The sequence below is a fragment of the Kitasatospora sp. NPDC001540 genome, from assembly GCF_042894345.1.
GTDB lineage: Bacteria > Actinomycetota > Actinomycetes > Streptomycetales > Streptomycetaceae > Kitasatospora > Kitasatospora phosalacinea_C.
This window is the reverse complement of record NZ_JBIAVO010000009.1, coordinates 112,448-139,031: the sequence shown is the minus strand read 5'-3', so window position 1 is coordinate 139,031 and position 26,584 is coordinate 112,448. Positions and strand designations below refer to the sequence as shown.

20 protein-coding genes are annotated in these 26,584 nt (G+C 75.9%); 13 read left to right on the top strand and 7 right to left on the bottom strand.

Annotated elements, in window-relative coordinates; all coding sequences use genetic code 11:
• Window positions 1-136 precede the first annotated feature (136 nt).
• The 3 genes from ACFY00_RS14135 to ACFY00_RS14125 all read right to left on the bottom strand — a co-directional run bounded on the left by ACFY00_RS14135 (window position 137) and on the right by ACFY00_RS14125 (window position 2,427).
• Window positions 137-850, bottom strand: a complete 714-nt coding sequence (locus tag ACFY00_RS14135) for a GNAT family N-acetyltransferase (RefSeq protein WP_388030932.1) — start codon at window positions 848-850, stop codon at window positions 137-139.
• 27 nt (window positions 851-877) lie between these two features.
• Window positions 878-1,471, bottom strand: coding sequence for an AAA family ATPase (locus ACFY00_RS14130; RefSeq protein WP_388030930.1), 594 nt, complete (start codon window positions 1,469-1,471; stop codon window positions 878-880).
• 212 nt (window positions 1,472-1,683) lie between these two features.
• Window positions 1,684-2,427, bottom strand: a complete 744-nt coding sequence (locus ACFY00_RS14125) for an SseB family protein (protein ID WP_388030929.1) — start codon at window positions 2,425-2,427, stop codon at window positions 1,684-1,686.
• Window positions 2,428-2,522: 95 nt separating this feature from the next.
• On the opposite strand from ACFY00_RS14125, the gene ACFY00_RS14120 reads away from it, so the two are divergent.
• The 6 genes from ACFY00_RS14120 to ACFY00_RS14095 all read left to right on the top strand — a co-directional run bounded on the left by ACFY00_RS14120 (window position 2,523) and on the right by ACFY00_RS14095 (window position 8,487).
• Window positions 2,523-3,245, top strand: a complete 723-nt coding sequence (locus ACFY00_RS14120) for a serine hydrolase (RefSeq protein WP_388030927.1) — start codon at window positions 2,523-2,525, stop codon at window positions 3,243-3,245.
• Between the two features lie 4 nt (window positions 3,246-3,249).
• The gene (locus tag ACFY00_RS14115) at window positions 3,250-4,338 is read left to right on the top strand and encodes an ABC transporter substrate-binding protein (RefSeq protein WP_388030925.1); all 1,089 of its coding nucleotides are present in this window, start codon (window positions 3,250-3,252) and stop codon (window positions 4,336-4,338) included.
• A gap of 129 nt (window positions 4,339-4,467) precedes the next feature.
• Complete coding sequence (locus ACFY00_RS14110) at window positions 4,468-5,688, top strand: alanine racemase (protein WP_388030922.1); 1,221 nt, start codon at window positions 4,468-4,470, stop codon at window positions 5,686-5,688.
• Between the two features lie 103 nt (window positions 5,689-5,791).
• Window positions 5,792-6,781, top strand: coding sequence for a hypothetical protein (locus ACFY00_RS14105; RefSeq protein ID WP_388030919.1), 990 nt, complete (start codon window positions 5,792-5,794; stop codon window positions 6,779-6,781).
• 126 nt (window positions 6,782-6,907) lie between these two features.
• Window positions 6,908-7,315 (top strand): YciI family protein, encoded by a 408-nt coding sequence (locus ACFY00_RS14100; protein ID WP_388030918.1) that lies wholly within the window; start codon window positions 6,908-6,910, stop codon window positions 7,313-7,315.
• Window positions 7,316-7,335: 20 nt separating this feature from the next.
• Entirely contained in the window at window positions 7,336-8,487 is a 1,152-nt protein-coding gene (locus ACFY00_RS14095; protein ID WP_388031097.1) for an RNA polymerase sigma factor, read from the top strand.
• 201 nt (window positions 8,488-8,688) lie between these two features.
• Here the strand turns inward: ACFY00_RS14095 and ACFY00_RS14090 are convergent, their stop codons facing one another.
• Complete coding sequence (locus ACFY00_RS14090; RefSeq protein ID WP_388030915.1) at window positions 8,689-9,822, bottom strand: DUF2510 domain-containing protein; 1,134 nt, start codon at window positions 9,820-9,822, stop codon at window positions 8,689-8,691.
• Between the two features lie 229 nt (window positions 9,823-10,051).
• Between ACFY00_RS14090 and ACFY00_RS14085 the strand changes: the two genes are divergently transcribed.
• A complete protein-coding gene (locus tag ACFY00_RS14085; protein ID WP_388030913.1) occupies window positions 10,052-10,822 on the top strand; it encodes a gamma-glutamyl-gamma-aminobutyrate hydrolase family protein in 771 nt (256 codons plus the stop codon).
• A 34-nt stretch (window positions 10,823-10,856) separates the two neighbouring features.
• Here the strand turns inward: ACFY00_RS14085 and chrA are convergent, their stop codons facing one another.
• Window positions 10,857-12,113: a chromate efflux transporter gene (gene chrA / locus ACFY00_RS14080; protein WP_388030911.1), complete on the bottom strand. Its 1,257-nt coding sequence runs from the start codon at window positions 12,111-12,113 to the stop codon at window positions 10,857-10,859.
• Between the two features lie 180 nt (window positions 12,114-12,293).
• On the opposite strand from chrA, the gene ACFY00_RS14075 reads away from it, so the two are divergent.
• Together ACFY00_RS14075 and ACFY00_RS14070 are read left to right on the top strand one after the other, a co-directional pair.
• Window positions 12,294-13,370, top strand: a complete 1,077-nt coding sequence (locus ACFY00_RS14075; RefSeq protein WP_388030907.1) for a cation diffusion facilitator family transporter — start codon at window positions 12,294-12,296, stop codon at window positions 13,368-13,370.
• A gap of 99 nt (window positions 13,371-13,469) precedes the next feature.
• On the top strand, window positions 13,470-14,372 hold the full coding sequence (locus ACFY00_RS14070) for a 5'-3' exonuclease H3TH domain-containing protein (protein WP_388031096.1): 903 nt from the start codon (window positions 13,470-13,472) through the stop codon (window positions 14,370-14,372).
• Between the two features lie 684 nt (window positions 14,373-15,056).
• Here ACFY00_RS14070 and ACFY00_RS14065 read toward each other — a convergent pair.
• Window positions 15,057-17,225 (bottom strand): M4 family metallopeptidase, encoded by a 2,169-nt coding sequence (locus ACFY00_RS14065; RefSeq protein WP_388030904.1) that lies wholly within the window; start codon window positions 17,223-17,225, stop codon window positions 15,057-15,059.
• A gap of 192 nt (window positions 17,226-17,417) precedes the next feature.
• On the opposite strand from ACFY00_RS14065, the gene ACFY00_RS14060 reads away from it, so the two are divergent.
• Window positions 17,418-20,150 carry a LuxR C-terminal-related transcriptional regulator gene (locus ACFY00_RS14060; RefSeq protein WP_388030903.1) on the top strand — a complete coding sequence of 911 codons (2,733 nt, stop codon included), beginning with the start codon at window positions 17,418-17,420 and terminating at the stop codon, window positions 20,148-20,150.
• A gap of 139 nt (window positions 20,151-20,289) precedes the next feature.
• Here the strand turns inward: ACFY00_RS14060 and ACFY00_RS14055 are convergent, their stop codons facing one another.
• Window positions 20,290-20,961, bottom strand: coding sequence for a LuxR C-terminal-related transcriptional regulator (locus ACFY00_RS14055; protein WP_388030900.1), 672 nt, complete (start codon window positions 20,959-20,961; stop codon window positions 20,290-20,292).
• 417 nt (window positions 20,962-21,378) lie between these two features.
• Between ACFY00_RS14055 and ACFY00_RS14050 the strand changes: the two genes are divergently transcribed.
• The 3 genes from ACFY00_RS14050 to ACFY00_RS14040 all read left to right on the top strand — a co-directional run bounded on the left by ACFY00_RS14050 (window position 21,379) and on the right by ACFY00_RS14040 (window position 26,580).
• Complete coding sequence (locus tag ACFY00_RS14050) at window positions 21,379-24,267, top strand: BTAD domain-containing putative transcriptional regulator (protein ID WP_388030898.1); 2,889 nt, start codon at window positions 21,379-21,381, stop codon at window positions 24,265-24,267.
• A gap of 514 nt (window positions 24,268-24,781) precedes the next feature.
• The gene (locus ACFY00_RS14045) at window positions 24,782-26,086 is read left to right on the top strand and encodes a DUF6271 family protein (protein ID WP_388030896.1); all 1,305 of its coding nucleotides are present in this window, start codon (window positions 24,782-24,784) and stop codon (window positions 26,084-26,086) included.
• Window positions 26,083-26,580, top strand: a complete 498-nt coding sequence (locus ACFY00_RS14040; protein WP_388030894.1) for a GNAT family N-acetyltransferase — start codon at window positions 26,083-26,085, stop codon at window positions 26,578-26,580. The genes ACFY00_RS14045 and ACFY00_RS14040 overlap by 4 nt, the downstream gene beginning before the upstream one ends.
• The last annotated feature ends 4 nt before the right edge of the window (window positions 26,581-26,584 follow it).

Sequence of the window (26,584 nt, the reverse complement as noted above, 5' to 3'; positions counted from 1 at the left end):
CCGCGCCCTGGCCGCGGCCCCCCCCCCCCCCCCCCCCCCGGGGCGCCCCGCCCCCCCCCGCCCCCCCCGCCGGGGGGCCCCCCCCCCCCCGGGGGCGGCCGCCGGCCCCCCACGGCGGCGCGTCCGGGCCCGACCGTCAGGAGCCGCCGGGCGAGCGGGTGGTGGGCGTGGACGGGTCGTACCAGAAGCTGGCCATCGGGGAGCGCAGCGTCCAGCCGAGGCTGGTGTAGAGGGCGCGGCCCTCGGTGGTGCCGACCAGCAGGGCGGTGCGCGCGCCGGCCTCGTGCGCCTCGTGCTGCAGGGTGCGCATCAGGGCGGCGCCGAGACCGCGGCGGCGGTGCTCGGGAGCGGTCTCGATCTGGTCGGCGACGGCGACCAGCGGGGCGTCGGTGCGGCCGCCGAGCGGGGTGGCGGGCGCCAGGCCGAGCTGGCCGCGGGCGGCGAACTCGCCGTCGGCGGTGCGGACCAGGGCCCGGACGGTGCCGCCGCGGCTCCAGGTGGTGATCCGATAGCCGGTCGGGACGGCGGGGCGGCCGGTACCGGGGCGGAGCGGGAGGGTCATCAGGTACCCGGGACCGTCCTGGTGCCAGCCGGGGCCGATCCAGGGCAGGACGCGCTCCTCCTCGGCGAACAGCTTGAGCCACGTCCAGGGGACGGTGGTGCCGTCGGCGAGCTTGCGGACCTCGGCCTCGGCGGGCTCGGGCAGCACGTGGCGCCACACGTGGCGGGACTGGCCGACGTCGATGCTCCAGCCCCAGGGCTCGGGGGCGGGGTCGGCGGCGCCGCGGGAGACCGTCCAGCCGCTGGTCCAGGCCCGGACGAGTTCGGGGAGGGTGGCGTCGTCGAGCATGGGCGCACTCCAGGGTGGTAATGGTTGCTATGGGCCAGTGAAGCTTACATTCCGGGGTGCGGGCACGTCACCGGGATATTCGGCGTTCGCCCGGCGCAGGGCCGCGGCCAGGGCCGGAACGTCCACCGGGCCACTGGTGTCGACCCGGTGGACGGGGCCGAGGGCGAGCGGTCCCGCCTCGCGGGCCCAGACCTCCCAGCGGCCATCCGGCTCGCCGGGGCGCTCGGGGTGGACGGGGTGACGGCGGGCGATGCGCTGCTCGAAGCGGTGGCGGGCGAGCGCGAGCGGGACCTCGCACCAGACCTCCTGCGGCCGACCGACCCCGGCGGCGTCCAGCCCGGCCCGGACGACCGCCCGCACCGGCTCCCCAAGCCAGGGCGCCTCCAGCACGGCCGCGCCGCGGGCGTCGCGCAGCAGCGTCCACAGCGTCTCGCCCGCGGCGGCGCCCAGCGTCCGGCTCCACTCCCAGCGGTCGGCGGGGCGCAGGGCGGCGAGCTGGTCGGCCAGGGTCTCCTTGACCGCGTCCTTGCTGAACAGCGGGAGGCCGAGCTCGGCGGCCAGGGCGTGCGCGAGGGTGCTCTTGCCCGCTCCGGGCAGGCCGTTCACCAGTACGGTCGTCATCCGGCTCACGGTAGCGGCGGCGCCACCGCCGGGGGCCTGAGGTCCGGCCCCCTCGGTGGTTGCCGGAGCGCGGTCACCACAGGGTGGGGAGGGCCCGGAGCGGAAGGCACACCACGGTGCGGGCTCCCGTGCACGGCCTCGCGTCAGGCCGGCTGTTCAGAACGGTTCGTCCAGCAGGGCGGGGCCGGTGACGGGCGGGGTGGGGCGGGCGGTCAGGGGCGGGTGTAGAAGGGCTGCTGCTCGGGGTGGCGGGGCAGGAAGGCGAGCTGGAGGCCGCGGTCGAGGCGGAGGCGGAGGGCCTGGTCGGTGGCGAGGGCCTGGCCGAGGCGGGTGGCGAGGGCCTGGAGGGTGGCGGGGTCGGCGGCCGGGTCGGCCAGGACGAGGGCCAGGGTGGCGTCGGCGTCCGGGGCCGGGACGAGGTGGGCGGCCGCGACGGCGGGTTCGGCGGCGAGCAGGGTGCGCAGGGCCTGCTGCACCTCGGGGTCGCGGTGCGGCGGGAGGTAGCGGCGGTTCTCCGCGACGGCGCGCAGCCGGGCGCCGGACAGCTGGTAGGTGACCGGGCCGGCCGGGTCGACGAGCAGGGTGTCGGCGCGCTCGGAGAAGGCCACCATCGCGGCCTGCGGGGCGACCACCGGCGCCGGGCGGGCGTCCGCGCGCCAGGCCGCCATGGTCGCCAGCGAGGTGAACGCGGGCAGGGCGCGGCGCCCGTCCGGGGCCTCCACCACGGGGACGGCCATGTCGCTGGTCTTCTCGTGCCGGTGCCCGTTGGCGTCCACCTCGACCTCGCCGAGCAGCGCCACGATCGGCACCATCAACCGACTGGGCGTGAGGGCGGCCAGCAGGTCGGGCTCGGTGGCCGGGTCCTGCTGCCAGGCGGCGAGGGCCGCGACGAGGGCGGGGTCGGCGGTGCCGTCGTCCTCGGCGAAACCGGGGTTGGGGATGTTCTTGCGCTCCACCCCGTGAGCGTATGCCACGTTTACCCCGGGGACGGTCGACGGAGTCGAGGACGGTCGGCGGTCGGCACGGTCGCACGGTCGGTGGAGGAGGTTCGGTGGTGGAGCGGCGTGGGCGCGTCGGCGGACGCTTGGCGGTGGCGGCCGTGCGGCCCGGGACGGGTGCGGCGGCGGTGCGCGGCGGCGGGCTGTTCGTGACGGCCAGCGTGGTGAAGGTCGACCTGGTGGCGGCGCTGCTGGTGCAGCGCGGTGGCGGTGCGGGCGGGTTGACGGCCGGGGAGCGGGAGTTGGCGGAGGCGGCGATCGTCCGCAGCGACAATTCGGCGGCGAGCGAACTGTACCGGCGGGTCGGCGGCGCTCCCGGGCTGGACGCGGCGTACCGGGCGCTCGGCCTGGTGGAGACCACCGCCGGGCGGGACGGCTACTGGGGGCTGACCACGACCGGCGTCGGCGACCGGGTCCGGCTGCTGCGGCAGGTCTTCGCCGCGGACGGGGCGCTGCCCGGGCGGCGGTGGTTGGCCGGTCTGATGGGGCGGGTGGTGCCGGAGCAGGCCTGGGGCGTGTCGGCGGCCGGGGCGACCGGGCTGAAGAACGGGTGGCTGCCGCGCAGCGCGACCGGGCTGTGGGTGGTCGGCAGCTTCGGCGCGCTGGCGGACGGGACGTTGGTGGCGGTGCTCTCCGACGGCTGGCGGGAGATGGCGCAGGGCGTGGCGGCGGTGGAGACGGCGGCACGCTGGGCGGTGGCGGCGGTGGGGACGGTGGGGGCAGTGGGGGCGGTGGGTACGGTGGGGCGCGGTGATCGGACGGGTGGCGGGAGTTGACGGGATGTCGGGGTCGAGCGTGCGGGTCGGGGCGCTGGTGCCGTTGAGTCGGCCCGGGTGGGCGGCGGCGGGGCGGCAGTTGCTGGCCGGGCTGGAGCTCGGGGCCGCGGACGTCAACGCGGCGGGCGGGATCGGCGGGCGGCCGGTCGAGCTGCTGGTGCGGGACACCGCGGCGGACCCGGTGCGGGCGGTGGCGGCGGTCGAGGAGCTCGCCGGGCTGGGGGTGTCCGCGCTGGCGGGCGAGTACCACAGCGTGGTGGCCCGGGCGGTGGCGACGCGGGCCGAGGAGCTCGGCGTCCCGTACGTCTGCGCGTCGGCGGTGCTGGACGGCCTGGTCGACGCGCCCGCCCGCCGGGTGGCGCGGATCGCCCCGGCGCAGTCGTACGGCTGGCGGGTCTACGCCGAGTTCCTGCTCGGTGCGGGCCACCGTCGGATCGCGGTCGCCGCCGACCCCGGCGCGTACTGGGCGGCCGGGACGGAGATCCTGCGCGAGCGCTTCGCGGCGCACGGCGGGGAGGTGGTCGGCTTCGACGTGCGCGACCACTCCCCCGGGTCGCTGTGCGACGCGCTGGCCGCGAGCGGGGCCGGTGTCCTGTTGCTGCTGGTCGGGCACCCGGAGCCCGCGGTGCCGCTGGTCCGGGCGGTCCGGCGCGACCCGCGGCTCGGTGGCGTCCTGCTCGGGGCCCCGGCCGGGCAGCCCGAACTGCCGGACTGGGGCGACCAGTTGGGCACGGACGGGGCCGCGGTGCCGTTCCTGCGCTACCTGCCCGAACGGTTCACCCCGCACGGCGCCCGGGTGGACGCGGCCCTGCGCGAACTGCTGGGCGCGGAACCGTCGTTCGTGGCCTTCGAGGGCTGGGACGCGATCGCCGCGCTGGCCGCGGCCCTGCGGACGGCCGGGAGCGGGAGCGGGAGCGCGTTGGACTGGGCGGGCGTCGAGGTGGCGGGGACGCGCGGGGTGGTGCGGTTCTCGCGGGTGCCGGGCAGCGGGGTGTGGCAGTGGGCCTGGCCGCCGGTGCAGGTCGCCGACCGGGACCCGGCGGAGCCCGGGCGCTTCCGCGTCCTGCACGCGGTGGCGGGGCGGGAGGAGTAGGAGGGGCGGCCGGGTGGCACGCCTGCGGCGGCGGGCGGGCGGGGGCGGCCCGGAGCGGGCGGGGATGGTGGGCGGATTGGGGGGTCGGTGGATCTACCGTCCAGTAGGGGGATGTGGCAGTCTGCGCCCATGGCACTCGTTGAAACCACTGCGACCAGCGGAAGCGTCTCCGACCGGGCCCGGTACGACCGGGCGACGGCGCACCTGGATGCGCCGCTGGCCGTCGTCGATCTGGCGGCGTTCGACGCGAACGCGGCGGACCTGGTGCGGCGGGCGGGCGGGAAGCCGATCCGGGTGGCGTCGAAGTCGGTGCGCTGCCGGGCCCTGCTGGAGCGGGTGTTGAAGGTGGACGGCTTCGCGGGGGTGATGAGCTTCACGCTGGCGGAGTCGCTGTGGCTGGTGGAGTCCGGTTTCACGGACGTGCTGCTGGCGTACCCCTCGGCGGACCGGGCCGCGTTCGGGCGGCTGACCGCGGATCCGGAACTGGCGCGGCAGGTCAGCGTGGTGGTGGACGACGCGGCGCAGCTGGACCTGATCGACGCGGCCCGGAAGGGTTCGGCGACGGTGCGGGTCTGCCTGGAGCTGGACACCTCGCTGCGGCTGCTGGGCGGCCGGGTACGGGTGGGCGCGCGGCGCTCGCCGTTGCGGACGCCCGAACAGCTGGGCCGGTTCGCGGAGTTGGTGAACGGCCGCCGGGGCTTCGAGGTGGTCGGGCTGATGGCGTACGAGGGCCACGTGGCGGGTGTCGGGGACGCGGTGCCGGGGCGTCCGCTGCGGTCGGCGGCGGTGCGGCTGATGCAGGCGAAGGCGCGCTCGGAGCTGGCGGCACGGCGGGCCGAGGTGGTGCGGCGGGTGCGCGAGGTCGCCGAGTTGGAGTTCGTGAACGGCGGCGGCACGGGCAGCGTGGAGTCGACGGTCGCGGAGCGCGCGGTGACCGAGGTGGCGGCCGGTTCGGGGCTGTTCGTGCCGCGGCTGTTCGACAACTACCGGGCGTTCCGCGGCCGTCCGGCGGCGCTGTTCGCGCAGCCGGTGGTGCGGCGCCCCGGGGTGGGCGTGGTGACGGTGCTGGGCGGCGGCTACCCCGCGTCCGGCCCGGCGGGGGCGGACCGCTCCCCCGTCCCGTACCTGCCGTCCGGGCTGCGGTACGACCCGCAGGAGGGCGCGGGCGAGGTGCAGACGCCGCTGCTGGGGTCGGCCGCGGACGACCTGCTGATCGGCGACCGGGTGTGGTTCCGGCACGCGAAGGCGGGCGAACTGTGCGAGCGCTTCGAGCAGTTGCACCTGATCGAGGGCGACGCGATCGCCGAGACCGTGCCCACCTACCGGGGCGAGGGCCGCACCTTCCTGTGACCCCCGGGGGTGGGCGGCGGAACTTCTTCGGGGGATTTCCGGCCGTGTCGGTGCCGGGTGGTAGCCCTGGGGGCCGGAACGGCGGCAGAGGGGTGGGCGCGCGGTGGGTGAGCGGTTGGTCTGGGACGGGCAGCGGGTGCTCGACGGCACGTACGAGGTGTACGCGGGAACCGGGCTGGACGTCCGGGCGGTGCTCACGGGGCTGCGACGGGAGGTGAAGGACGGCTTCCTACTGGACGAAGTACCTTGGGAACGCTTCCAGTTCGTTGCCAATGGGCCGCTCGGACCGCACCTGGCGCAGGCACGTTCAGCGGAGCCGGAGACGGCCGAGCGGGCGCTGGGCGACCTGGGGGTTCGGATCCTGGAACAGAGTTCGGTGCTCGCACCCGCGCCGCTGTGCATGCCGTTCCTGATCCGCCTCGCCGCGGACCCGGCGGCCCCGGTGCGGGTGAGCGCCCTCCGGCTCGCCTCCGGGGTGTCCCGGGCACAGCACTGGGGGTGGGGCACCCGCGAGGAGTTCCTGCGGACGGCCCCGCTGGGTGTGGCTTGGGGGTGCGACGGCTACGCGACGCACTGGGCTTACGAAGCGGCCCGCCGCGCCGTCGCCGCCGACGCCGGCTTGCTGCTCGGGCTGCTGGACGACCCGGATCCGGAGCTGCGCGTGCACGCCTGCGACGTGCTGGCCACCGCGTTGGGCGACACCGGCGCGATCGCCGCCGCGCTGCGGGCCCGGCTGGCCGTCGAACCGGTGCCGGGCGTCCGGGCCTCCCTGGTGCTGGCCACTGCCGAGCTGACCCGCTCACACCCCGATCCGCACACCACCGCCGCCTGGTGCGACGCGCTGTGGTCCGACCCCGACCACCCGGCGGACGTCCGGGTGCCCGCCGCGATGGCCCGGCTCTGCCTGGACGACGGCCCCGTCCCGGACGAACTGCGCGCCGTCCTCGACACGCTCGTCGACGACGACCTGGCCCGCGTCCTGGACGGCCTGCCGTGGTTCCGGCACGTGAACAACGAGCACGGCCTGGCCGACACCCTCCGCCAGATGCTGGACGGCACCGCGCCCGCCACGAACCTCGAACCGCCGTTCTAGCCCGGACGGCGGCCCGGAAAAACTCCGGAAGATTTTCTCCGCGGTCGTGTCGAGAACCCGTGAGCGGCTCCGTCCCAGGGGTGAAGGCGGCCACAATGGGCCGCACCAGTACCGAGGAGCGAGACCATGGCCAAGTACCTGATGCTCAAGCACTACCGCGGCGCGCCCGTCCCGGAGGGCTTCGTCCCGATGGACAAGTGGACGCCCGAGGAGGTCACCGCGCACATCCAGTACATGCGGGACTTCGCCGCGAAGCTGGAGCAGACCGGCGAGTTCGTGGACGCCCAGGCGCTCGCGCCCGAGGGGACGTGGGTGCAGTACGGCGGGGAGGGGAAGCCGCCGGTGACCGACGGGCCGTTCGCCGAGACCAAGGACCTGATCGCGGGCTGGATGGTGATCGACGTGGACAGCCACCAGCGGGCGCTGGAGCTGGCCGCCGAGCTGTCGGCGGCGCCCGGGGCGGGCGGGCGGCCGATCCACGAGTGGCTGGAGCTGCGCCCGTTCATGTCCGAGCCCCCGACCGTCACGGAGTGAGCGCGGTGGCGTCGTCGGCCGTGGACGAGGGGCTGCTGCGCGTCCTCACCCCGGAGGTGCTGGCGGTCCTGGTCCGGCGCGGGGCCGACTTCGCGGCGGCCGAGGACGCCGTCCAGGAGGCCCTGCTGGAGGCCGTCCGGCGTTGGCCGGACGAGCCTCCGCGGGACCCGAAGGGCTGGTTGGTGACCGTCGCGTGGCGGCGCTTCCTGGACGCGGCCCGGGCCGACACCGCGCGCCGCCGCCGCGAGGACGCGGTGGAGGAGGAGCCCGGGCCCGGGCCGGTGCCGGACACCGACGACTCGCTCCAGCTCTACTTCCTGTGCGCGCACCCGTCGTTGACGCCGTCCTCGGCGGTGGCGCTGACGCTGCGCGCGGTCGGCGGGCTCACCACCCGGCAGATCGCCGCGGCGTACCTGGTGCCGGAGGCGACCATGGCGCAGCGGATCTCGCGGGCCAAGCGGACCGTCTCGGGCGTGCGGCTGGACCGGCCCGGGGACGTGGCGACGGTGCTGCGGGTGCTGTACCTGGTCTTCAACGAGGGCTACTCCGGGGACGTCGACCTGGCGGCCGAGGCGATCCGGCTGACCCGGCAGCTCGCGGCCCGGATCGACCACCCCGAGGTGTCCGGCCTGCTGGCGCTGATGCTGCTGCACCACGCCCGCCGGGCCGGGCGGACCGCGCCGGACGGCAGCCTGGTGCCACTGGCCGAGCAGGACCGCACCCGTTGGGACACCGCCGCCATCGCCGAGGGCGTCACCGTCCTGCAGGCGGCGCTGGCCCGCGACCGGCTCGGCGAGTTCCAGGCCCAGGCCGCGATCGCCGCGCTGCACGCGGACGCGCCGACCGCCGCCGAGACCGACTGGGTGCAGATCGTCGAGTGGTACGACGAACTGGCCGCGCTGACGGACAACCCGGTCGTCCGCCTCAACCGGGCCGTCGCCGTCGGCGAGGCGGACGGCCCCCGCGCGGGCCTGGCCGCCCTCGCCGCGCTCGACGAGTCGCTCCCCCGGCACACCGCCGCCCGCGCGTACCTGCACGAACGGGCCGGCGACCTGCAGACCGCCGCCGCGCTGTACGCCCGGGCCGCCCACGAGGCCGGGACGGCGGCCGAGCGGGACCACCTGATCCGGCAGGCGGCGCGGATCAACACGCTGCTGCGCGGATGGAGTTGAGGAGGAGGGGGGACGGCTGCGGTCGGACGGCGGCGCTGCCCGGGCCGGTACGCCGCGGCGCCGGGGAGGGTGAGCGGGGGCTGCCGCGGGCCAGCGCGCCGCCGGGTGGCGGGAGTGGAGTGGGGACGGCCGCGGCCCGGCGCGTCGTGCCCCCTCGTGCTGAGGGGGTGACGTGCCGGGCCGTCGTGGGCCGGGGGTCGGTCAGGTGGTGCCGCCCCCGCCGCCGGTGGTGGTGCCGACGTCGGCCTTGGTGATGCCCTTCAGGATGGTGTCCATCTGGTTCAGGCCGGGTGCCTTGTCGGCGATGTCGAAGCCGAAGTGGACGGCGGTCAGGGCCTTGCCGTCGGCGGTCGGGAAGACCACCGTCTCGACGTAGCCCGGGTTGCCCTGTTCGGCGTCGACCTGCCAGCGGACGAGGTAACCGGAGCGGCCGGCCACCGTGACGGGCTCGTTCTTCAGTTCCTTGTGGCCGTTGAGCTTGCCGTAGGCGGCCTTGGCGGCGTCGACGATGTCGGCCTGGGCGGCCTGCTTGGCGTCGGTGCCCTGGAGCTGGGTGGTGAACACGCCGCCCAGCGAGCAGTTGTCCTTGCCGTCGGCGCAGGTGTAGTCGCCGGTGGTGATGCCGGCGTAGCCGTCGCCGGTGGGGCCGCCCTTCCAGCCGTTCGGGACGGGCAGGGCGATGCCGTTGACCGTGTCGACGGCGGTGGTGCTGCTCTTCCCGCTGCCACCGCCCTTGCCGCCGCCGGAGCCGCTGCCGCCGGAACCGTTGCCGCCGGAGCCGCTGCCGCCGCCGAAGCCGAACGGGTCGGTGGGGTTGCCGTTGCCCCCCTTGCCCCCGCTGCCGCCCTCGCCGAGGCCGCCACCGCCGGAGCCGTCGCCGCCGGGGCGGTGGCCGTCGGTGCTGGGGGCGGCGGTGGACCTGGTCCCGTCGTGGCGGCCGTCCATCACCAGGTAGGTGACGCCGGAGCCGACCAGGAGACCGAGCACGGCGGCGACCGACGCGGCGACCAGCACCGGCTTCGACGGCTTGCTGCGGGCGGGCTTCGCCCCGAACTGCCCGGCGTACGGGGGCAGCGGCGGGTAGTGGACGGCCTGTCCGGAGGCGTCCAGCACGGTGCCCTCGAGGACGGCCGTGTCCTCGGTCCCGGGCGCGGCGGTCCCGGCGGCGGGCGGCGCGTCCGCGGGGGTCGCGTCGGTGGGGGCCGCCGGTCCGGCGGGGGCCGGGCGGGTTTCGGCGGTCCAGCCCTTGCCGTCCCACCAGCGCTGGGGGCGGGGGTCGCTGTCGGTGTCGACGGGGTCCGGGTACCACCCGGCCGGAATCTGCTGCTCGCTCACGACAGAGACCCTAGGGGGCGGCGGATAAGCGGGAAATCAGGGAGGGGGCACATTGCGGGGTCCGGCGATGAGATTCCGGTGAGAATCACATGATTGCCCCCGTCCGCGCGCCCCGGAGGGTGGTCCCGTCCGCCCCTAGGGCGCACGTGGTGCTCCACGCGCCTGAAGGGGCGCACGAGGAGGGTGGGTCGCGCGGCGCGTGGAACGGCCGCACGGCAGAATGCGCGCCATGACCTCTCGCCCCGTGATCGGCATCAGCACCTACCTCAACGACGCCGCCTGGGGGCGGTGGGACCTGATGCGCTCCGTACTGCTGCCCGTGCGCTACCCGGAGCTGGTGCGCGAGGCCGGCGGGATCGCCCTGATGCTGCCGCCGGACGCGCCGGAGCACGCGGCGGCCGTGGTGGCCCGGCTGGACGGCCTGGTGATCGCGGGCGGCGAGGACGTCGACCCGGCCCTGTACGGCGAGCGGCCGCACCGGGAGACGGTGGCCACCGCGGCCGCGCGCGACCTGTGGGAGGCCGCGCTGATCCGCGCCGCGCTCGCCGCCGGGACGCCGCTGCTCGGCATCTGCCGCGGCATGCAGCTGCTGAACGTGGTGTGCGGCGGCTCGCTGATCCAGCACCTGCCGGACGTGGTCGGCGAGGAGGAGGGGCTGCGCCACGTCGGCGGCCCCGGCGAGTACGGCCGCCACCCGGTCCGCCCGGTGCCCGGCACGCTGCTGGCGGACCTGCTGCCGGAGGAGTCGGTGGTCGTCCCGACCTTCCACCACCAGGCGGTCGCCCGCCTCGGCGAGGGCCTGACCGTCAGCGCGCACGCCGAGGACGGCACGGTCGAGGCGGTCGAGGGCGCGGGCTTCACCGTCGGCGTGCAGTGGCACCCCGAGCAGGGCGAGGACCGGCGGATCGCCCGCGCCCTGGTCAACGCGGCCCGGCTGGCCCCGCTCACCGCCCCGGCGACCGCGGCGGAGGCCGTTCTCCCGGGCTACCGGAACTCCTGAACCCCTGGAACGAACCCCTGGGAGCGGGAGCGGCTCAGGGCAGGGCGAGACCGGTCGCGGCGGCGAGCACGCCGAGGCCGGCGGCGCCGAGCAGGCAGGGGACGACCCCGCGGCGCAGCACCAGCAGCCAGAGCGCGGCCAGCGCCAGCACCGCGTACTGCCAGGGGCGGCCGAGGGCGAGGGCCAGCGGGACGGCGGATCCGGCGATGGCGCCGATGACGGCCGGTCCGGCGCCGGTGAGGAAGTCCTGCACGGAGGTGTTGGCGCGCAGCCGGTCGAAGTGCGCGGCGCCGAACAGCACGAACAGGAAGGACGGGGCGAAGGCCACGGCCGCGGCGAGCAGCCCGCCGAGGACGCCCGCGGCCGCGTAGCCGACCACCGAGACGGTCTGCACCACCGGGCCGGGGGTGATCTGGCCGAGCGCGACGGCGTTCAGGAACTGGCCGTCGGTCATCCAGTGGTAGCGCTCGACGGCGTCCTGCTGCATCAGCGGGATGATCACGAAGCCGCCGCCGTACGACAGCGCCCCGACCTTGAACGCGACCCAGGCGAGCGCGCCGAGCCCGCCGGTCGCGGCGAGGCCGGGGGCCAGCAGCGGCAGCAGCCCGCGCGGGGCGGGCGGGATGGGCGGGTCCGCGTCCGGTCGGCCCAGTGCGGCGTCCCCCGTTGGGCTGGTTGCGGCGGGCGCGGAGGCGGAGGCGGGGCCGGGGTCGCGGCGGGCGTGGCGGCGGAAGGCGATCTCGGCGGCGCCGGTGGCGAGCAGGACGAGGACCAGCCACGGGCCGGTGAGGATCGCGGCGGCCGCGCCCAGCAGCAGGTAGGCGGTCCAGCGGACCCGGGCCGGGCCGGGGCCGGAGCGGCGCAGGCTGGGCGGGACGAGGGTGCTGGCGGCCTGCGCGGCGACGGCGGCGACCGCGGCGCCCGCGCCCGCGGCGGCGCCCAGCACCCAGCGCGGCGGGTTCCCGGTCAGGAACAGCGCGGCCAGCAGCAGGATCAGCACCAGCCCGGGCAGGATGAACGCCGCGCCGCCGACCAGTGCCCCGGCGGTGCCGCGCAGCCGCCAGGCGGTGAAGATCGCCAGTTGGGTGGAGGCGGGCCCGGGCAGCAGGTTGGTGGCGGCGATGCCGTCCTCGAACTCGCTCGCGGCGATCCAGCCGCGCTGCTCCACGCAGAGCCTGCGCAGCAGCAGGATGTGCGCGGGCGGGCCGCCGAAGCCGAGGACGCCGATCCGCCCCCACTCCCGGGCGATCACCCGCAGCGGCACCCGCCCGCCCGTCCCCGCCTCCGCCACCCCGTCCACTCCCCTGTTCGAGCCCGGTCCGACCGCCGCGCGAGCCGCGCGGACGCGAGGCGCACCCTATCCGACCCGGATGGCGCAACGGGGAACGACAACGGTCACCAGTGCCGCCTTTGGATCTTGCTCGGATCTGGGGTTCACTTCCGGTGCGGGCACCAGAGCGGAGGGATCCCGATGGCCGAGCACCAGCACGAGCACGACCGCGCGCACCAGCACGGGCACGAGCAGGGCGACCGTCCCGGTTCGCACGCCGGGCACAGCCACGCGGTGGCGGCGGACGCGGACCGCAAGTGGCTGTGGAGCGCGCTGCTCCTGCTGCTGGTGTTCATGGCGGGCGAGGTGGTGGTCGGTTTCGCCGCGCAGTCGCTGGCCCTGATCTCGGACGCGGCGCACATGCTGACCGACGCGGCGTCGATCGCGCTGGCGCTGGTGGCGATGCGGCTGGCGGCGCGTCCGGCCCGCGGCGGCTACACGTACGGGCTGAAGCGGGCCGAGATCCTCTCCGCGCAGGCGAACGGGGTGACGCTGCTGGTGCTGTCGGCGTGGCTGGGGTACGAGGCGGTGCCCCGGCTGCTCTCGCCGCCGGAGGTCCAGGGCTCGCTGGTGCTGGTGACGGCGCTGGTGGGCGTGGTGGTGAACGTCGCGGCGACCTGGTGCCTGTCGAGGGCGAACCGGTCCTCGCTGAACGTGGAGGGCGCCTTCCAGCACGTGCTGACCGACCTGTACGCGTTCGTCGCGACGGCGGTGGCGGGCGCGGTGGTGCTGTTCACCGGGTTCGTCCGGGCGGACGCGATCGCCTCGCTGGTGGTGGTGGCGCTGATGCTGCGGGCCGGGACGGGGCTGGTGCGGGACTCCGCGCGGATCTTCCTGGAGGCCGCGCCCGCCGGGGTCGACCCGGACGCGGTCGCGGACCGGCTGGTGGCGGCGCCCCAGGTGGAGGAGGTCCACGACCTGCACATCTGGGAGATCACCTCCAACCAGCCCGCGCTGTCCGCGCACGTGCTGGTCACCCCGGGCGGCGACTGCCACGCGGTGCGGCGCGAGCTCCAGCGGCGCCTGCGCGAGGAGTACCGGATCACCCACACCACCCTGCAGGTCGACCACGTCGGCGAGGACGGAGCGGACGGGCTGCTGCAGATCGCGCCGCACGGCACCGTCGCGGCGGCCGGGGACGCGGCGGGGGACGCGGCCCGCGAGCACTGCGGCGACACCCACGGGCCGGTGCACCGGGCGGGCCCGCACCCGCACTGACCGCGCGTCAGCCGTGTGGGGTGGGCTGTCGGTGGGATGCGGCATGATCGGGGGGTGACCGCACCGACCGCCCCGAGCGCCCCCACCGCGCCCCGCCTGATGCTGCTGGACACCGCCAGCCTCTACTTCCGCGCCTACTTCGGCGTCCCGGACTCGCTGCGTTCCCCGCAGGGCGAGCCGGTGAACGCGGTGCGCGGCCTGCTCGACTTCGTCTCCCGCCTGGTCCAGGACCACGGCCCCGACCAGTTGGTCGCCTGCATGGACGCCGACTGGCGCCCGCAGTGGCGGGTCGACCTGATCCCGACGTACAAGACGCACCGGGTCGCCGAGGCCGCGCAGGACGGCGAGGAGGAGGTGCCGGACACGCTGGCCCCGCAGGTCCCGGTGATCGAGCAGGTGCTGGACGCGCTGGGCATCGCCCGGGTCGGCGTGCCCGGCTACGAGGCCGACGACGTGATCGGGACGCTGGCGACCCGCGCCACCGGCCCGGTCCAGATCGTCACCGGCGACCGGGACCTCTTCCAACTCGTCGACGACGCCCGCGCGGTGACGGTGCTGTACCCGGCGAAGGGCGTCGGGTCGGCGCTGGTGATGGACGACGCGGCGCTGCTGGAGAAGTACGGCGTGCCCGGCTCCTCGTACGCCGACCTGGCCGCCCTGCGCGGGGACGCCAGCGACGGGCTGCCGGGTGTCAAGGGCATCGGGGAGAAGACCGCGACCCAACTGGTGCGGGAGTACGGCGACTTGGCGGGCGTCCGGGCCGCGGCGGCCGACCCGTCCTCGAAGCTGACCCCGGCCCGGCGCCGGAACCTGCTGGAGGCGGCCCCGTACCTGGACGTGGCGCCGACGGTGGTCCGGGTCGCCCGGGACGTGCCGCTGCCCGCGTTCGACCCGGAGCTGCCGCGCGGGCCGCGCGACCCGGCGGCGCTGGAGTGGCTGGCCGGGCGCTGGGGGCTGGGGACGTCGCTGACCCGGCTGCTGGAGGTGCTGGCCGCGCGCTGAGGGCCGAGCGGGCTTCGCGCGCAGCCACGACGGGTTCGAGCTCGCCTTCTGGCTGCGGCCGGCTGAAGCAGTGGCACGGCCTGGCGATGCGGTGCGACAAGCTCGCAGTCGCTTACCGGGCCGCCCTCCGGCTCGCCGCGATCCTCATCTGGGCCCGGCGGTGAACGGCGGTCAGTGATCGGCTGCCCCAGGCGCGTTCGCAGGCCGGGGGCGCTGCGGTGAGGATCAGTACGCGGCGGCGGGAGAGGAGGCGGGAGACGAGGACGTTGTCGGGTTCGTCGTGCCGTGGAGCGCAGGTTGCACTCATGACGTCTGCCTTCCGTCCGTTCGTTCCGTGTGGGCGGCCCCGCGGGGACGCCGGGCTCCAGCCGGTGCAGGTCCGGTGGGACCTGCCGGAGCGCGCAGCGGCCGGGTGTCGGCTGCTGGTACGTGGTGGAGCCCGGCGCTGGTGCGCAGCCGGGTTTCGGCGGCGGGTTCGGGGGGCGGGTCCGGGGCCGGAGGTCCGGCGGGGAGGTGCGGGCCTGCGGTCCCGGGCCCGTGGGGGCGGGCTGTGGTGGTCCCTGCGGCCGACCCGCCCCGAGTCAGGTCGGCCGCAGGTTGCCGCGTTCGTTGCAACCCCGCGGGAACGCGGCAGTCCCGTGGCCGACGACGCCCCACGCGGAGCCGGCCCCGGGAGTGCGGGGGTCAGCCGATGGCGACGTCGTCGACGAGGAAGACGGTCGTCAGGTAGGTGTCCTCGGTGCCGGCGAACTCCAGCGTCACGTTCTGGCCGCGGTAGGCGGACAGGTCGACGGTCTTCTGGACGTAACCGGCGCTGGCGTTGGCGTTGGAGTAGGTGGCCAGGGTGGCGCCGTTGACGTTGACCTTGAGGGTGTCGTAGGCGGTGTAGCCGCTCTCCTGGGTGGAGACCTTGAGCCAGAAGGTGAGCTTGGGGCTGCCGCCGGAGGGGACGGCGACGTTCGACTGGGACAGCGACTCGGTGGCGTCGGTGCCGTAGCCCATCATCGCGGCGTACCAGGAGCCGCCGTGTGCGGGCTGCAGGGTGGAGTTGGTGATGTCGTCGGCGCTCTGGGTCCAGCCGGCGGTGCCCCGTTCGAAGCCACCGTTGACCAGCGCGTTGCCGGGGGTGGGGTTGCCGGTGGGCGAGGAGGTGGGGGTCGGCGTGGGGGTGGGGGTCGGCGTGGGGGTGCCGGTGCCGGGGTCGGGCAGGGCGGTGCCGACGCTGACGGCGGCCCACGCCTTGGAGATCAGGTACCGCTCCTGGGAGTTGGCGCCGTACAGGTCGGAGGCGGCGTTCAGGGTGGCGGTGCGGGCGGAGGCGTAGTTGGTGGTGGAGGTCATGTAGGTGGTCAGCGCCCGGTACCAGACGGCTGCGGCCTTGTCCCGGCCGATGCCGGTGAAGGCGTCGTTGTTGCAGGTGGTGCCGTTGTGCGCGCGTCCGCCGATGGTCTTGGCGCCGGTGCCCTCGGCCGCCAGGTAGAAGAAGTGGTTGGCGATGCCGGAGGAGTAGTGCACGTCCACCTGGCCGGCGCCGGAGTTCCAGCAGCCGAGGCTGCTGCCGTCGGAGGCGGGGTTGTCCATCCGGCGCAGGGAGCCGTTCGGCATGTTGAGCTTCTCGCCGATGAAGTAGTCGCCGGGGTCGTTGCTGTTGTTGGCGTAGAACTCGACCATGGTGCCGAAGATGTCGCTGGTGGCCTCGTTGAGGCCGCCGGACTCGCCGGAGTAGGTGAGGTTGGCGGTGGCGGCCGTGACGCCGTGGCTCATCTCGTGGCCGGCGACGTCGACGGCGGTGACGGGGGTGTTCTGGTTCTGCGAGGAGCCGTCGCCGAAGTACATGCAGAAGCAGTTGTCGTCGTAGAAGGCGTTGACGAGCTGGTTGTCGACGTGGACGTACGCGGGGGCGCCGCGGCCGTCGTTGCGGATGCCGGAGCGGTTGAAGGCGCTCTTGTAGTAGTCCCAGGTCTTCGCCAGGCCGTAGGAGGCGTCCACGGCGGCGCTCTCCCGGCTGGAGGCGGTGCCGTTGCCCCAGCTGTTGGTGGTCTTGGAGAACGCCCGGGCGTTCTGCCTCGGATTGGACTGCGGGCTGTTGTAGGCGTCGTAGACGATGGTGCCGCCGTGGGAGGCGTCGGTGAGGGTGTAGCCGCTGCCGGTCTGGGTGGTCTCGATGGAGACCTGGCCGACGGTGACGCCGTTGCCGGTGCCGGTGACGCCCTGGTGCAGCTCGTACTGGTCCAGCGGCGCGCCGCTGTCGGCGTCGACGATCACGGCCTCGCGCGAGGCGGGGCCGGCCTCGCCCTCGCCGGTGACGGTCGAGCGGTACGCCAGGACCGGGACCTTGCCGACCGCGTACACCACCAGGGTGCTGCCGTCCGCGGTGCCGGTCCTGGCGTTCCTGACGTGCTTGGCGTGCTTGACGGCTGCGGCCGAGGCGTCGGTCGCGCTGAGCTTCGGCGTGGTGCCCGCGACCTTGATCGCGCCCTGGTGGGCCTGGTCGGAGCCGGCGGCCCGGCCGTCCTTGCCGTAGTGCACGACCAGGTCGCCGCCGATGACGGGCAGGCCGCGGTAGGTGCGGTCGTAGCGCACGTGCCGGGCGCCGTCGGTGTCGAGGAGCACGTCCTTGGCGACCAGGCGCTCGTCGGGGCCGAAGCCGAGCGACTTCGCGACGGCGCCGGCCTCCCGGTCGGCGGTGCGCAGCGCCTCGGTGCGGGCGTCGGGGCTCACCGCCCTGAACCCGGCGCCGGGTCGGGCGGTGGAGCTGTCTGCGGCGGCGGTGGACTGGGTGGCCACGACGGTCACGGTGCCCAGGGCAAGGGCGGCCGCGACGGCGGCAGCCAGGTTGTTCTTGCGGGACATCACATTCCTCCCGCCGAGCCGGGGTTGAGGGGGAAAGAGGGCAGCGGGACGTCGGCTGATGGGGGCGGGGCGTCCGGCGGCCGGGGGAGCAGCTCGGCTGTGGCGATGAGGCTAGGGAAAGCCGGGAGCGGCCCACATCAGGTCAACCCCTTGTCCTGGACCGCGGGGGCATCGCGGTCGCACGATGGCCCGATGCAAGACTCCGCGACGTGGTTCACTGACTTCCGGGAAACGGACGGCAGCGTGCTGCCGGTGCTGCCGGTGGCGCCGGACGAGGTGCACGGCATCCGCCGGGTGGTGCTGTTCGGGCCGCCCGGCATCGGCAAGAGCACCGCCGCCGGCGCGCTGGCACGCCAGCTGGGGCTGCCCGTGCTGCGGCTGGCCCCGGGCCCGCAGGACACCTCGGTCCCCTACACCGGGCTGCTCGAACTCGCCCTGGCCCTGCAGCCGTTGCCGACCGCGCGGGAGCTCGCGGCGGCCCTGGACGAGGCCGCCGACCCGCCGTACTCCCCCGGGGGCGCCGGTCCGGCCCTGCGGCTGCGCCGGCTGACCGCCACGGTGCTGCGGGAGGCACCGCCCGTGACGCTGGTGGTGGACAACACCCAGTGGCTGGATCCGCCCAGCGCCGCCGTGCTGGGCTGGGCCCTGCGACAGGCCCCGGAGCTGCCCGTCATCGTCACCGAGCGCACCTGGCGCCCGGAGGCCGGAGGCCACTGGTGCGGCGAGGACGCGCACGCGGTGCGCGTCCCGCCCCTGACGCCCGGCCAGGTCGCCTCCCTGCTCTGCGCCCACCGGCCCGATCCGGAAACGGTCGCCCGGCTCCACGCCCGAAGCGGCGGCAACCCCGCCCTGGCCCTGGCACTCGCCGAGGCCGTCGACCGCGCCGCCCAGGACGATCCCCCCCTGCCCCCGGCGGCCCGCCGACTGCTCGGGGAATGGCTCGGAACCGTGTCCGAGGAGGCTCGGGAGCTCCTGACCCTGGCCGCGCTCGACGACCGCCCCGAGCGCGAACTACTGGCCCGCCTCGTCGGCCCGGCCGCCGACCACCTCCTCGCCCAGGCCGAGACGGCCGCGCTCATCGACCCGGGACACGGCAACGGGCCGGTGCGCTTCACGGCGAGCGCGATCGGCGCCGAACTCACCACCCGGCTCACCGGAACCGCACGCCGGCTCCTGCACGCGCGCCTGGCCGAAGCCAGCTACGATCCCGCCCGCCGCGACCGCCACGCCACCCTGGCTGCCGACACCGCCGACCCCCGCGCCGCCCGGCAGACCGCGCGCGAGGCCGCCCGGGCGGCCGGCCACGCCCGGCTGCGCGGCGAACACCCGCTGGCCGCCGAACTCTCCCTCCTCGCCGCCCAGCGCACCCCGCAGGCGGAGATCGGCCTGCTCACCGAACGGGCCCTGACCGCGGTGCGCGACGCCTCGCACTGCGGCGACCTCCCCCGTGCCCGGGCCGCCACCCGCCTGGTCCTCGAACACGACACCAGCCCCGCCCAACGCGTGGGCGCCCTCCTGACCCTGCTCGACGCCAGCGGACAACGCCTGCACAACGCGGACGAACTGTTCGCCGCCGCCCTCCACGAAACAGCCGGCCGACCAGGCCTGACCGCGCAGGTCCTGCTCCGCCAAGCCGTCTGGGCCAACGTCAACGAAGGCGACCCCCACCGGGCCGCCGCCCTGGCCGAACGCTCCGCCGGCCTCGCCCGCACGGCCGACGACACCACCACCGCCGCCCTGGCCCTGACCATGCAGGCCCGCGTCCAGCGCATCCTCGGCCATCCCGGAGCCGAAGCCACCCTGGAGCGCGCCCTGTCCCTGCCCCGCACCGCACCCGTCACCGTCAACACCACCCCCGAACACCTCGCCGCCCGCCACGCCCTCTTCGACGACCGCCCCGAACAGGCCCGCGCCACCCTGCTGCCCCTGCTCGTCCAAGCCCAGCGGACCGGGGACACCGAAGCCACCGTCGACCTCCTGCGCAGCCTCGCCGAAGCCGAACTGCGCACCGGACGCTGCTCCAAGGCCCTCGACTACGCCCACCGCGCCCAGGTCCTGACCGACCGCACCGCCCTGTCACCCGCCCCGGCCTGCTACACCTCCGCCCTCGTCGAGGGCACCGCCCGGGACACCGGCGCCGCCCTGGCCCACGCACGCCGCGGCATCGACGCCTCCCGGCACGAGGACAACAAGGTCTTCCTCTCCCGCAACCTCCACGCCCTCGGACACCTGCTGCTGGCCGCCGACCGCCCGAAGGAGGCCCTGGAACCACTGGAGGAGGTCCGCGCCCTGGAGACGCGGCAGCAGGTCCGCGACCCGTCCGTCCTGCGCTGGCACCCCGACCTGGCCCAGGCCCTCCTCGCCGTCGGCCGCCACGACGAGGCCGACGACCTGCTCACCGAGACCCACCGCACCGCCACCGACCTCGGCCGGACCTCCGTCCTGCCCGCCCTGGAACGCGCCCGGGCCCTGCTGGACGCCGCCCGCGGCGACCACAACGGTGCCGCCCGCCGCCTTACCGACGCAGCCGAGCGCCTGCACCACCTCCCCCTCGAACGCGGCCGCACCCTGCTGGCCCTCAGCCACACCGAACGCCGCGCCCGCCGCCGCGCCAGCGCCCGCACCGCCGCGCAGAAGGCCGCCGACCTCTTCACCGCCCACGGAGCCCACCCCTGGGCCGACGCCGCCACCCACGCCCTCCACCGCCTGGAACCCGCCCCGAACGGCGACGACTTCCCCCGCCTGACCTCCGCCGAGGAACGCTGCGCCCGCCTCGCCGCCGCCGGCGCCAGCAACCGCGACATCGCCGCCGCCCTGACCGTCAGCGTCAAGACCGTCGAAGCCACCCTCACCCGCGTCTACCGCAAACTCGACGTCCACTCCCGCGTTCAACTCGCCCACGCCATCGCTTCGACACGCGAATGAGCGACCGGAACCGCGTCGATGACCACTGGGCCCTGTCCGGCCGATCCTGTCGGGTCGGCGCGCGGCTCCCCCGGCCCCGAGGGGGGCTGGGGGAGGGACGATCCGGCGTCGTGCGCCCGGCAAGATCGGCCGACGGGGCCTAGATGTAGCCCTCGCGCAGGGCGTAGGCCACGGCGTGGGCGCGGTTGCGGAGGTGGAAGCGGGTGGTGACGGTGTGGATGATGTTCTTGATCGTCCGCTCGGAGTAGAGGAGCTTGCCCGCGATCTCGCCGGTGTCCATGCCGTCGGCGACCAGGCGCAGGACGTCGACCTCGCGGGGGAGCATGCCGTGCTCGGCGGGGCCCGGTCCGTCGGCGGTGCGGCGGCCCATGCAGCCGATCAGTCTGCCGAGCAGGTCGGGCGGGAGGTCGCCGTGGCCGCGGTCGGCGGTGCGGACGGCCTGGCGCAGGCGTTCGCCGGTGACCTCGCGGCGCCACAGGATGGTGGTGACGCCTAGGGAGACCACGTCGAGCAGTTCGGGCTCCTGGATCCGGTCCAGGACCAGCACCACGCGGGCCCGTTCGGCCTTGACCAGCCGGGAGAGGGTGGTCAGGGCGGCCGCGTCGAAGGCGTCGGCGACCAGCAGGGCCACGCCGGTGCCGGGCTGCCGGAGGTCGTCGACGAGCGAGACCTCCGGGCACTGCCGGAGGTAGCTCAGCACCCCGGCCCGGGAGAGCGGGTCCAGGGCGTGGACGGCGACCGGGATCGGCCGGGTGGTCCGCGTCGGGATCGGTCGGGTGGTCGTACGGACGTCGTCGGCGTACTGGAGCACGGCGCTGGATTCCTTTCGTTGCGCTCGGCGGTGCGCCCACCGCCCCCCACAGGCGGCGGCGCACCGTCAGAACCGGTCGGCCGGCGTCGTCCGCACGCGACGCCGCCCCTCCTCCTCCGGCGGCCGGGAGGGCCCGGCACCGCGGGAGATCCGCTCGCCCGCCGGAGGTTCGGCGGTGGCTCGGCGGACGGGGAACACGCTATCCGCCGCCGGTCAATAAAAGATTGACGGATGCGCATCTGCCCGGACGGTTCCCGTTCTGCGGGAGGTTTTTCCTTTCCGGCCGCCGGGAGGGCGGTCCGCGGCGCGCCGGAATCGAATGCGCGGGGCGGCCGAGTGGCGGGGAGCGCCCGCCGGGACGGAATTGCCCCGGCCCCGGCGCCGCGGTCGGCGAGACCGAACCGCTACCTTCTGACGATGACGGAAATCGGAGCACCGCGCGGCACGTCGGCCCCGGAACCGGACGGCGGGGAGCGGCTGCGGCTGTGCCTGCTCGGGCCGGTGCAGGCCTGGTGCGGGGAGCGGGAGTTGGAGCTCGGCCCGCCGCAGCAGCGGGCGCTGTTGACCGCGTTGGCGCTGCGGGCCCGCCGGATCGTGTCCGTCGACGAGCTGCTCGACGCGCTGTGGGAGGAGCCCCCGGCGCGGGCCGCCGCCATCGTGCGGACCTACGTGTCGCGGTTGCGGCGGGTGCTGGAGCCGGACCGGGTGCACCCGTCGGTGCTGGTGTCCTCGGGCAGCGGGTACGTGCTGCGGCTCCCGGCGGAGTGCGTGGACGCCGAGGTGTTCGAGGAGCGGGTCGCGGCGGCGGGCCGGGCCCGCGCGCTGGGCGACCCTGCCGGGGAGCTGGGGCTGCTGCGGGAGGCCTGCGGGCTGTGGCACGGCGAGCCGCTGGCCGGGTTGCCGGGGCCGCTGGCCCAGGCGCACCGGGCCCGGCTGGTGGAGCGTCGGCTGAACGCCGTCCAGTCCTGGCTGGCGGCCGAGTTGGAGTCGGGGCGGCACGCGGAGGTGATCGGCGAGCTGACCGTGTGGGTCAGCCAGTACCCGCTGCTGGAGCCGATGCGCGAGCTGCTGATGCTGGCGCTGTACCGCGGGGGGCGGCAGGCCGAGGCGCTGGGCGTGTACGCGGACGCCCGCCGGGCGCTGCTGGAGCAGTTGGGGGTGGATCCGGGGCCGCGGCTGCGCGAGCTGCACCTGGGCATCCTGTCGGGCGATCCGAAGCTGGCCGCGCCGCCGGTGCCGGGCCCCGTGGCGGGCGGCGGGCCGACCGGGGGACGGCCGACCCCGCCGGCCCAACTGCCCGCCGACGTCTCCGACTACACGGGCCGGGACGAGTTGTGCGCGGCGCTCTGCGCGGACCTGGCGCCGGGCGGTGCGGCGATGCCGGTGGTGGGGCTGTCGGGCCTGGGCGGGGTGGGCAAGTCGACGCTCGCGGTGCACGTCGCGCACGCGGTGGCCGGGCAGTACCCGGACGGGCAGCTGTACGCGAACCTGCGGGGGGCGGGGGCGCTGCCCGCCGATCCGGGCGAGGTGCTGGCCGGTTTCCTGGCCGCGCTGGGGGTGGCGGACGCGGCGGTCCCGCCGGGGACGGCGGAGCGGGCCGCGCTGTTCCGTTCCCGGGTGGCGGGGCGGCGGGTGCTGATCGTGCTGGACGACGCCCGGGACGGTCGGCAGGTCGGGCCGCTGCTGCCCGGCAGCCGGTCGTGCGCGGTGCTGGTGACCGGCCGGGCCTGGCTGTCGGGGCTGCCGGTGACCCGGCAGGTCGTCCTGGAGCCGTTGACGCCGGAGGAGTCGGTGCGGCTGCTGGCGGCGATCGCCGGACAGGAGCGGGTGGCGGCGGAGCCCGCGGCGGCCCGGCGGCTGGTGGCGGCCTGCGGGTTCCTGCCGCTGGCGGTGCGGACGGCGGCGTCCCGGTTGGCGGCCCGTCCGGCCTGGGAGGTGGCGCACCTGGTGGACCGGCTGGCCTCGGAGCGGCGGCGGCTGGCCGAGTTGGCGGCCGGGGAGCTGGCGGTCGCCGCGTCGTTCCGGCTCAGCTACGACCAGCTCGACCCGGAGAGCGCCCGGGCGTTCCGGCTGCTGTCGCTGGCGGACGGGCCTGGGGTGTCCTCGGCGGCGGCCGCGGTGCTGCTGGGGCTGCCGGAGGCGGCGGCGGAGCGGCTGGCCGAGGCGCTGACCGACCTGGGGCTGCTGTCCTGCCCGTACCCGGGGCGCTACCAGTACCACGACCTGCTGCGGCTGTTCGCCCGCGAGCTGGTCCGGGAGGTGGACGGGGAGGCCGCCGGGCGGGCGGCCGTCGAGCGGCTGCTGCGGCACTACCTGGCGGCGGTGGCGGCCCTGTACCGGGTGGTGCGGCCCGGCTACCCCTTCCCGGACCTGGTGGCGGCGGGGGTGCCCGGGCCTGAGTTCGCGGGGGCGGCCGAGGGGCTGGCCTGGGCCCGGCGGGAGGTGCCCGCGGTGCTGGCGCTCGCCGGGCAGGCGGCGCTGGACCCGGACGGGCCGCTGGCGGTGGTCGCGGACCTGACGCTGGTGCTGATCCAGCTGATCGACCTGGGCACGGCCGTGCCGGAGCTGTGCGACCTGGCCGGGCGGGTGGCCGGGGCCGCGGCGGCGGCGGGCCTGCCGGAGAGCGAGGCGCGGGCCCGGTACACGCTGATGTGGGCGCAGCGGGAGTTCCAGCGCACCCGGCAGGCCCGCTCCGAGGCGGTCCGGGTGGTGGCGCTGGCCCGGCGGACGGGGCAGGCGGCGCTGCTGCCCGGCGCGCTGGTGGTGCTGGCGCTGACCGGTCTGCCGCACTGCGCCGACGAGGAGGTCGTGGCCCGGTGCGAGGAGGCGGTGGCGCTGAGCGCCGAGCTGGGCAACCCGTCCGCGCACGCGTTCGTGGAGGGGATGGCGGCGCTGGCCGACCTCGCGGTGGAGCGGCCGGAGTCGGCGCTGCGCCGGGCCGAGCGGAGCCTGGCGGCCTTCCGGGGGCTCGGTGACTTCGTCGGCCAGGTGCACATGCTGTACGCCCGGGCGACGGCGCTGCACGGGACGGGGCGGTTCGAGGAGGCGTGCCGGGACTACGAGGAGTGCCTGGGGGCGCTGCGGGTGCTGGGCGCCTGGGACCGGATGCCGGGCGTGCTGGTGTCGCTGGCCGCCTCCTGCCGGGCCGCGGGGCGTCCGGCCCGGGCGTTGGAGGCGGCCGAGCAGGCGCTGGCGATCGCCGAGCGGGTCGGTCTGGAGCACCGCCGGGCGAACGCGCTGAGCGCCATCGAGCAGGCGCGGGCCGAGCTCGGGGAGCGCGGCCGCGGGCGGAGCTGTCTGGCGTAGGCCGTGGCCGCCCCGGGGTTCCGGGGCGTTTCCCCCCGCAATTCCGTGATCTCACCGAGATATTCGACGCAGCGGGCGCAACGATCATCACGGGTGAATCACGGATCAATTCCGGCGGGAACTGGTGGGTGGCGGGCAGGCGTTCGGGGGGACATTCGCCGGGGGCGGGTTCCGGTGCGGCGGAAGTCGGGCGGCGGGGGCTCCGGGAATTTCCGGCCGGATTCCGGCAGCCCGTTCCGGGCCCGCCCCGGGGGCAGGGCGCGCTGCCCCTTCGGGCAGGGTCGGCGGTCGGCGGGGACGGGCCGGGGGCCGCGCGTTGACGCCCCGTCCGGGGCTGGTCCAGGGTGGTGGGACCAGGCCGCCCGCGGTGCCGCCGCAGCCCTCCGCCGCCGCCCGCCGCCCCCGCCGTGGGGCCCGTCCGGGCGGCGCGGCCGACCGCCCAGGGCGCCTCCTCCCCGCTCGGCCGTCCGACGGCCGCAGCGGATCCGACGACCGGACGGAGATCCCCGCCACCATGCAACGTGTCTGCCTCGCCCTGCCCACCATGCGGGCCTGTCCCGGCACCATCGTGGACCTCGCCGAGGAGGCGGCCTACGCCGTCGCGACCTTCGGGGCCGAGGTGCACCTCCTCGTCCTCGACACCACCGGGGGCGCCGACTTCGCGAAGAACGCGGACGCCGTGGCCTCGCTGGCCCCCTCCCCCGGCGTGTTCGTCCACCACCTCGGCAACGAGGCGCAGCGCGCGTTCTTCCGCGACGTGGCGCAGCGCTCCGGCGCCGCCGACCCCGAGCTGCTGCTGGACCTGATGCTGCCGCAGGACGTCGCGTACGGCTCCTGCGTCAACCGGCTCTTCCTGGGTGCGGCCGCGCTGGGCTGCACCTCGGCGCACCTGCGCAACGACGACTTCGACTACCGGGTCGTCGACGGCGAGAAGATGTTCCCGATCCACCACGAGCTGCTGTCGATCGGCAAGCCCGCCGGGGAGGCGGTGGCCGGGGTGGCCCGCTCGGTGCTGGACCCGGCGGACGCGGACCGGCCGGTGATACTGGTCAGCGGGTCCTTCATGGGCGAACTCAACGTGGACATCGGCGAGATCGCCGAGCTGGACCCGGAGGTCTACCGGGACCTGGTGCGGCTGTGGACGCCACGGGTGTGGACCCGGGAGCAGCAGGACGCGATGGTCGAGATCTCCTTCAAGGGCGCCGAGGAGGAGACCTTCGACCCCGACGACTCGGTGCTCGGCGTGCCGGACATCTGGGACGTCTACATGTGCAACGTCGCCATCGACCACCGGGGTTACGAGGTGCTGCCGCTGGTGCCCTCGCTGCGCACCATCGGCGCCGACTACGCGCTGCTGCACGCGCTGGTGCACTCCGAGCTGCCCGCCGTCATCCACCGGCGGCACATCGTCAACTACTACACGCCCGAGCGCCGGACCGGCCCCGGGTTCGTCTCGTACCAGCTGCGCTTCGTGAAGATGCTGCTGTCGATGCTGTACCTGTACCCGGTCTACGGGCAGATGATCGACCTCGGCCGGGGGCTGCTGGACGAGCGGCACGTGCTGCGGGTGGAGCCGGTCCTCGGCCTGGTGCGCGGCACCGTCGACCTGGAGCGGGACACCAACGAGACCTGTCTGGACGAGGTGGACCGCCTCTACCGCAGGCTGGGCGGCAAGTACGCCGAGCTGGCGGACGTGGTGGCCGGGCAGCGGCAGCGGTTGCTGGACGAGGCCCGGGAGGACGCCGTGCGCTGGGCGGTGCTGATCGAGGCGTGGGCGCCGATGGTGGCCGCCGCCCGCGAGCGGGGGCTCGGCGGGTGAGCGGGGAGTTCCTGATCCGGCAGTTGGCCGAGGGCGACTGGGACGCCGTGGTCGCGCTGGAGCACGACGCCTACGCGGCCGACGGCCTGTCGGAGGGCCGGGAGGCGCTGCGCTCCCGGGCCCGCTGCTCGCCGGAGACCTGCTACGTGCTGGAGCGGCGCGGCACCGTCCGCGGCTACCTGCTGAGCCTGCCGTACCCGCCGCTGCGCTGCCCGGACCTCGCCGTGGCGGAGGGCGGGGCGTTCGCCTCGGACAACCTGCACGTGCACGACCTGGTGCTGGCCGAGGAGTTGCGCGGCCGGGAGCTCGCCGGGGTGCTGATGGAGCACGTGCACGCGCGGGCGGTGGAGCGGGGGTTCGCGCAGGTCTCGATGGTCGCGGTGCGCGGCAGCGACATCCTGCTGCGCTTCTACGGCTACCGCGCGCACCGGGAGGTGGCCGTGCCCGCGTCGTACGGGCGGCGGGCGGTCTACATGTCGCGGCCGGTGGGCTGACGGC

Coding starts and splice junctions, on each gene's coding strand:
- ACFY00_RS14135 (WP_388030932.1), bottom strand. CDS start 850: ATGCTCGACGACGCCACCCTCCCCGAACTCGTCCGGGCCTGGACCAGC.
- ACFY00_RS14130 (WP_388030930.1), bottom strand. CDS start 1,471: ATGACGACCGTACTGGTGAACGGCCTGCCCGGAGCGGGCAAGAGCACC.
- ACFY00_RS14115 (WP_388030925.1), top strand. CDS start 3,250: ATGTCGGGGTCGAGCGTGCGGGTCGGGGCGCTGGTGCCGTTGAGTCGG.
- ACFY00_RS14110 (WP_388030922.1), top strand. CDS start 4,468: ATGGCACTCGTTGAAACCACTGCGACCAGCGGAAGCGTCTCCGACCGG.
- ACFY00_RS14100 (WP_388030918.1), top strand. CDS start 6,908: ATGGCCAAGTACCTGATGCTCAAGCACTACCGCGGCGCGCCCGTCCCG.
- ACFY00_RS14085 (WP_388030913.1), top strand. CDS start 10,052: ATGACCTCTCGCCCCGTGATCGGCATCAGCACCTACCTCAACGACGCC.
- ACFY00_RS14075 (WP_388030907.1), top strand. CDS start 12,294: ATGGCCGAGCACCAGCACGAGCACGACCGCGCGCACCAGCACGGGCAC.
- ACFY00_RS14070 (WP_388031096.1), top strand. CDS start 13,470: ATGCTGCTGGACACCGCCAGCCTCTACTTCCGCGCCTACTTCGGCGTC.
- ACFY00_RS14065 (WP_388030904.1), bottom strand. CDS start 17,225: ATGTCCCGCAAGAACAACCTGGCTGCCGCCGTCGCGGCCGCCCTTGCC.
- ACFY00_RS14060 (WP_388030903.1), top strand. CDS start 17,418: ATGCAAGACTCCGCGACGTGGTTCACTGACTTCCGGGAAACGGACGGC.
- ACFY00_RS14050 (WP_388030898.1), top strand. CDS start 21,379: ATGACGGAAATCGGAGCACCGCGCGGCACGTCGGCCCCGGAACCGGAC.
- ACFY00_RS14045 (WP_388030896.1), top strand. CDS start 24,782: ATGCAACGTGTCTGCCTCGCCCTGCCCACCATGCGGGCCTGTCCCGGC.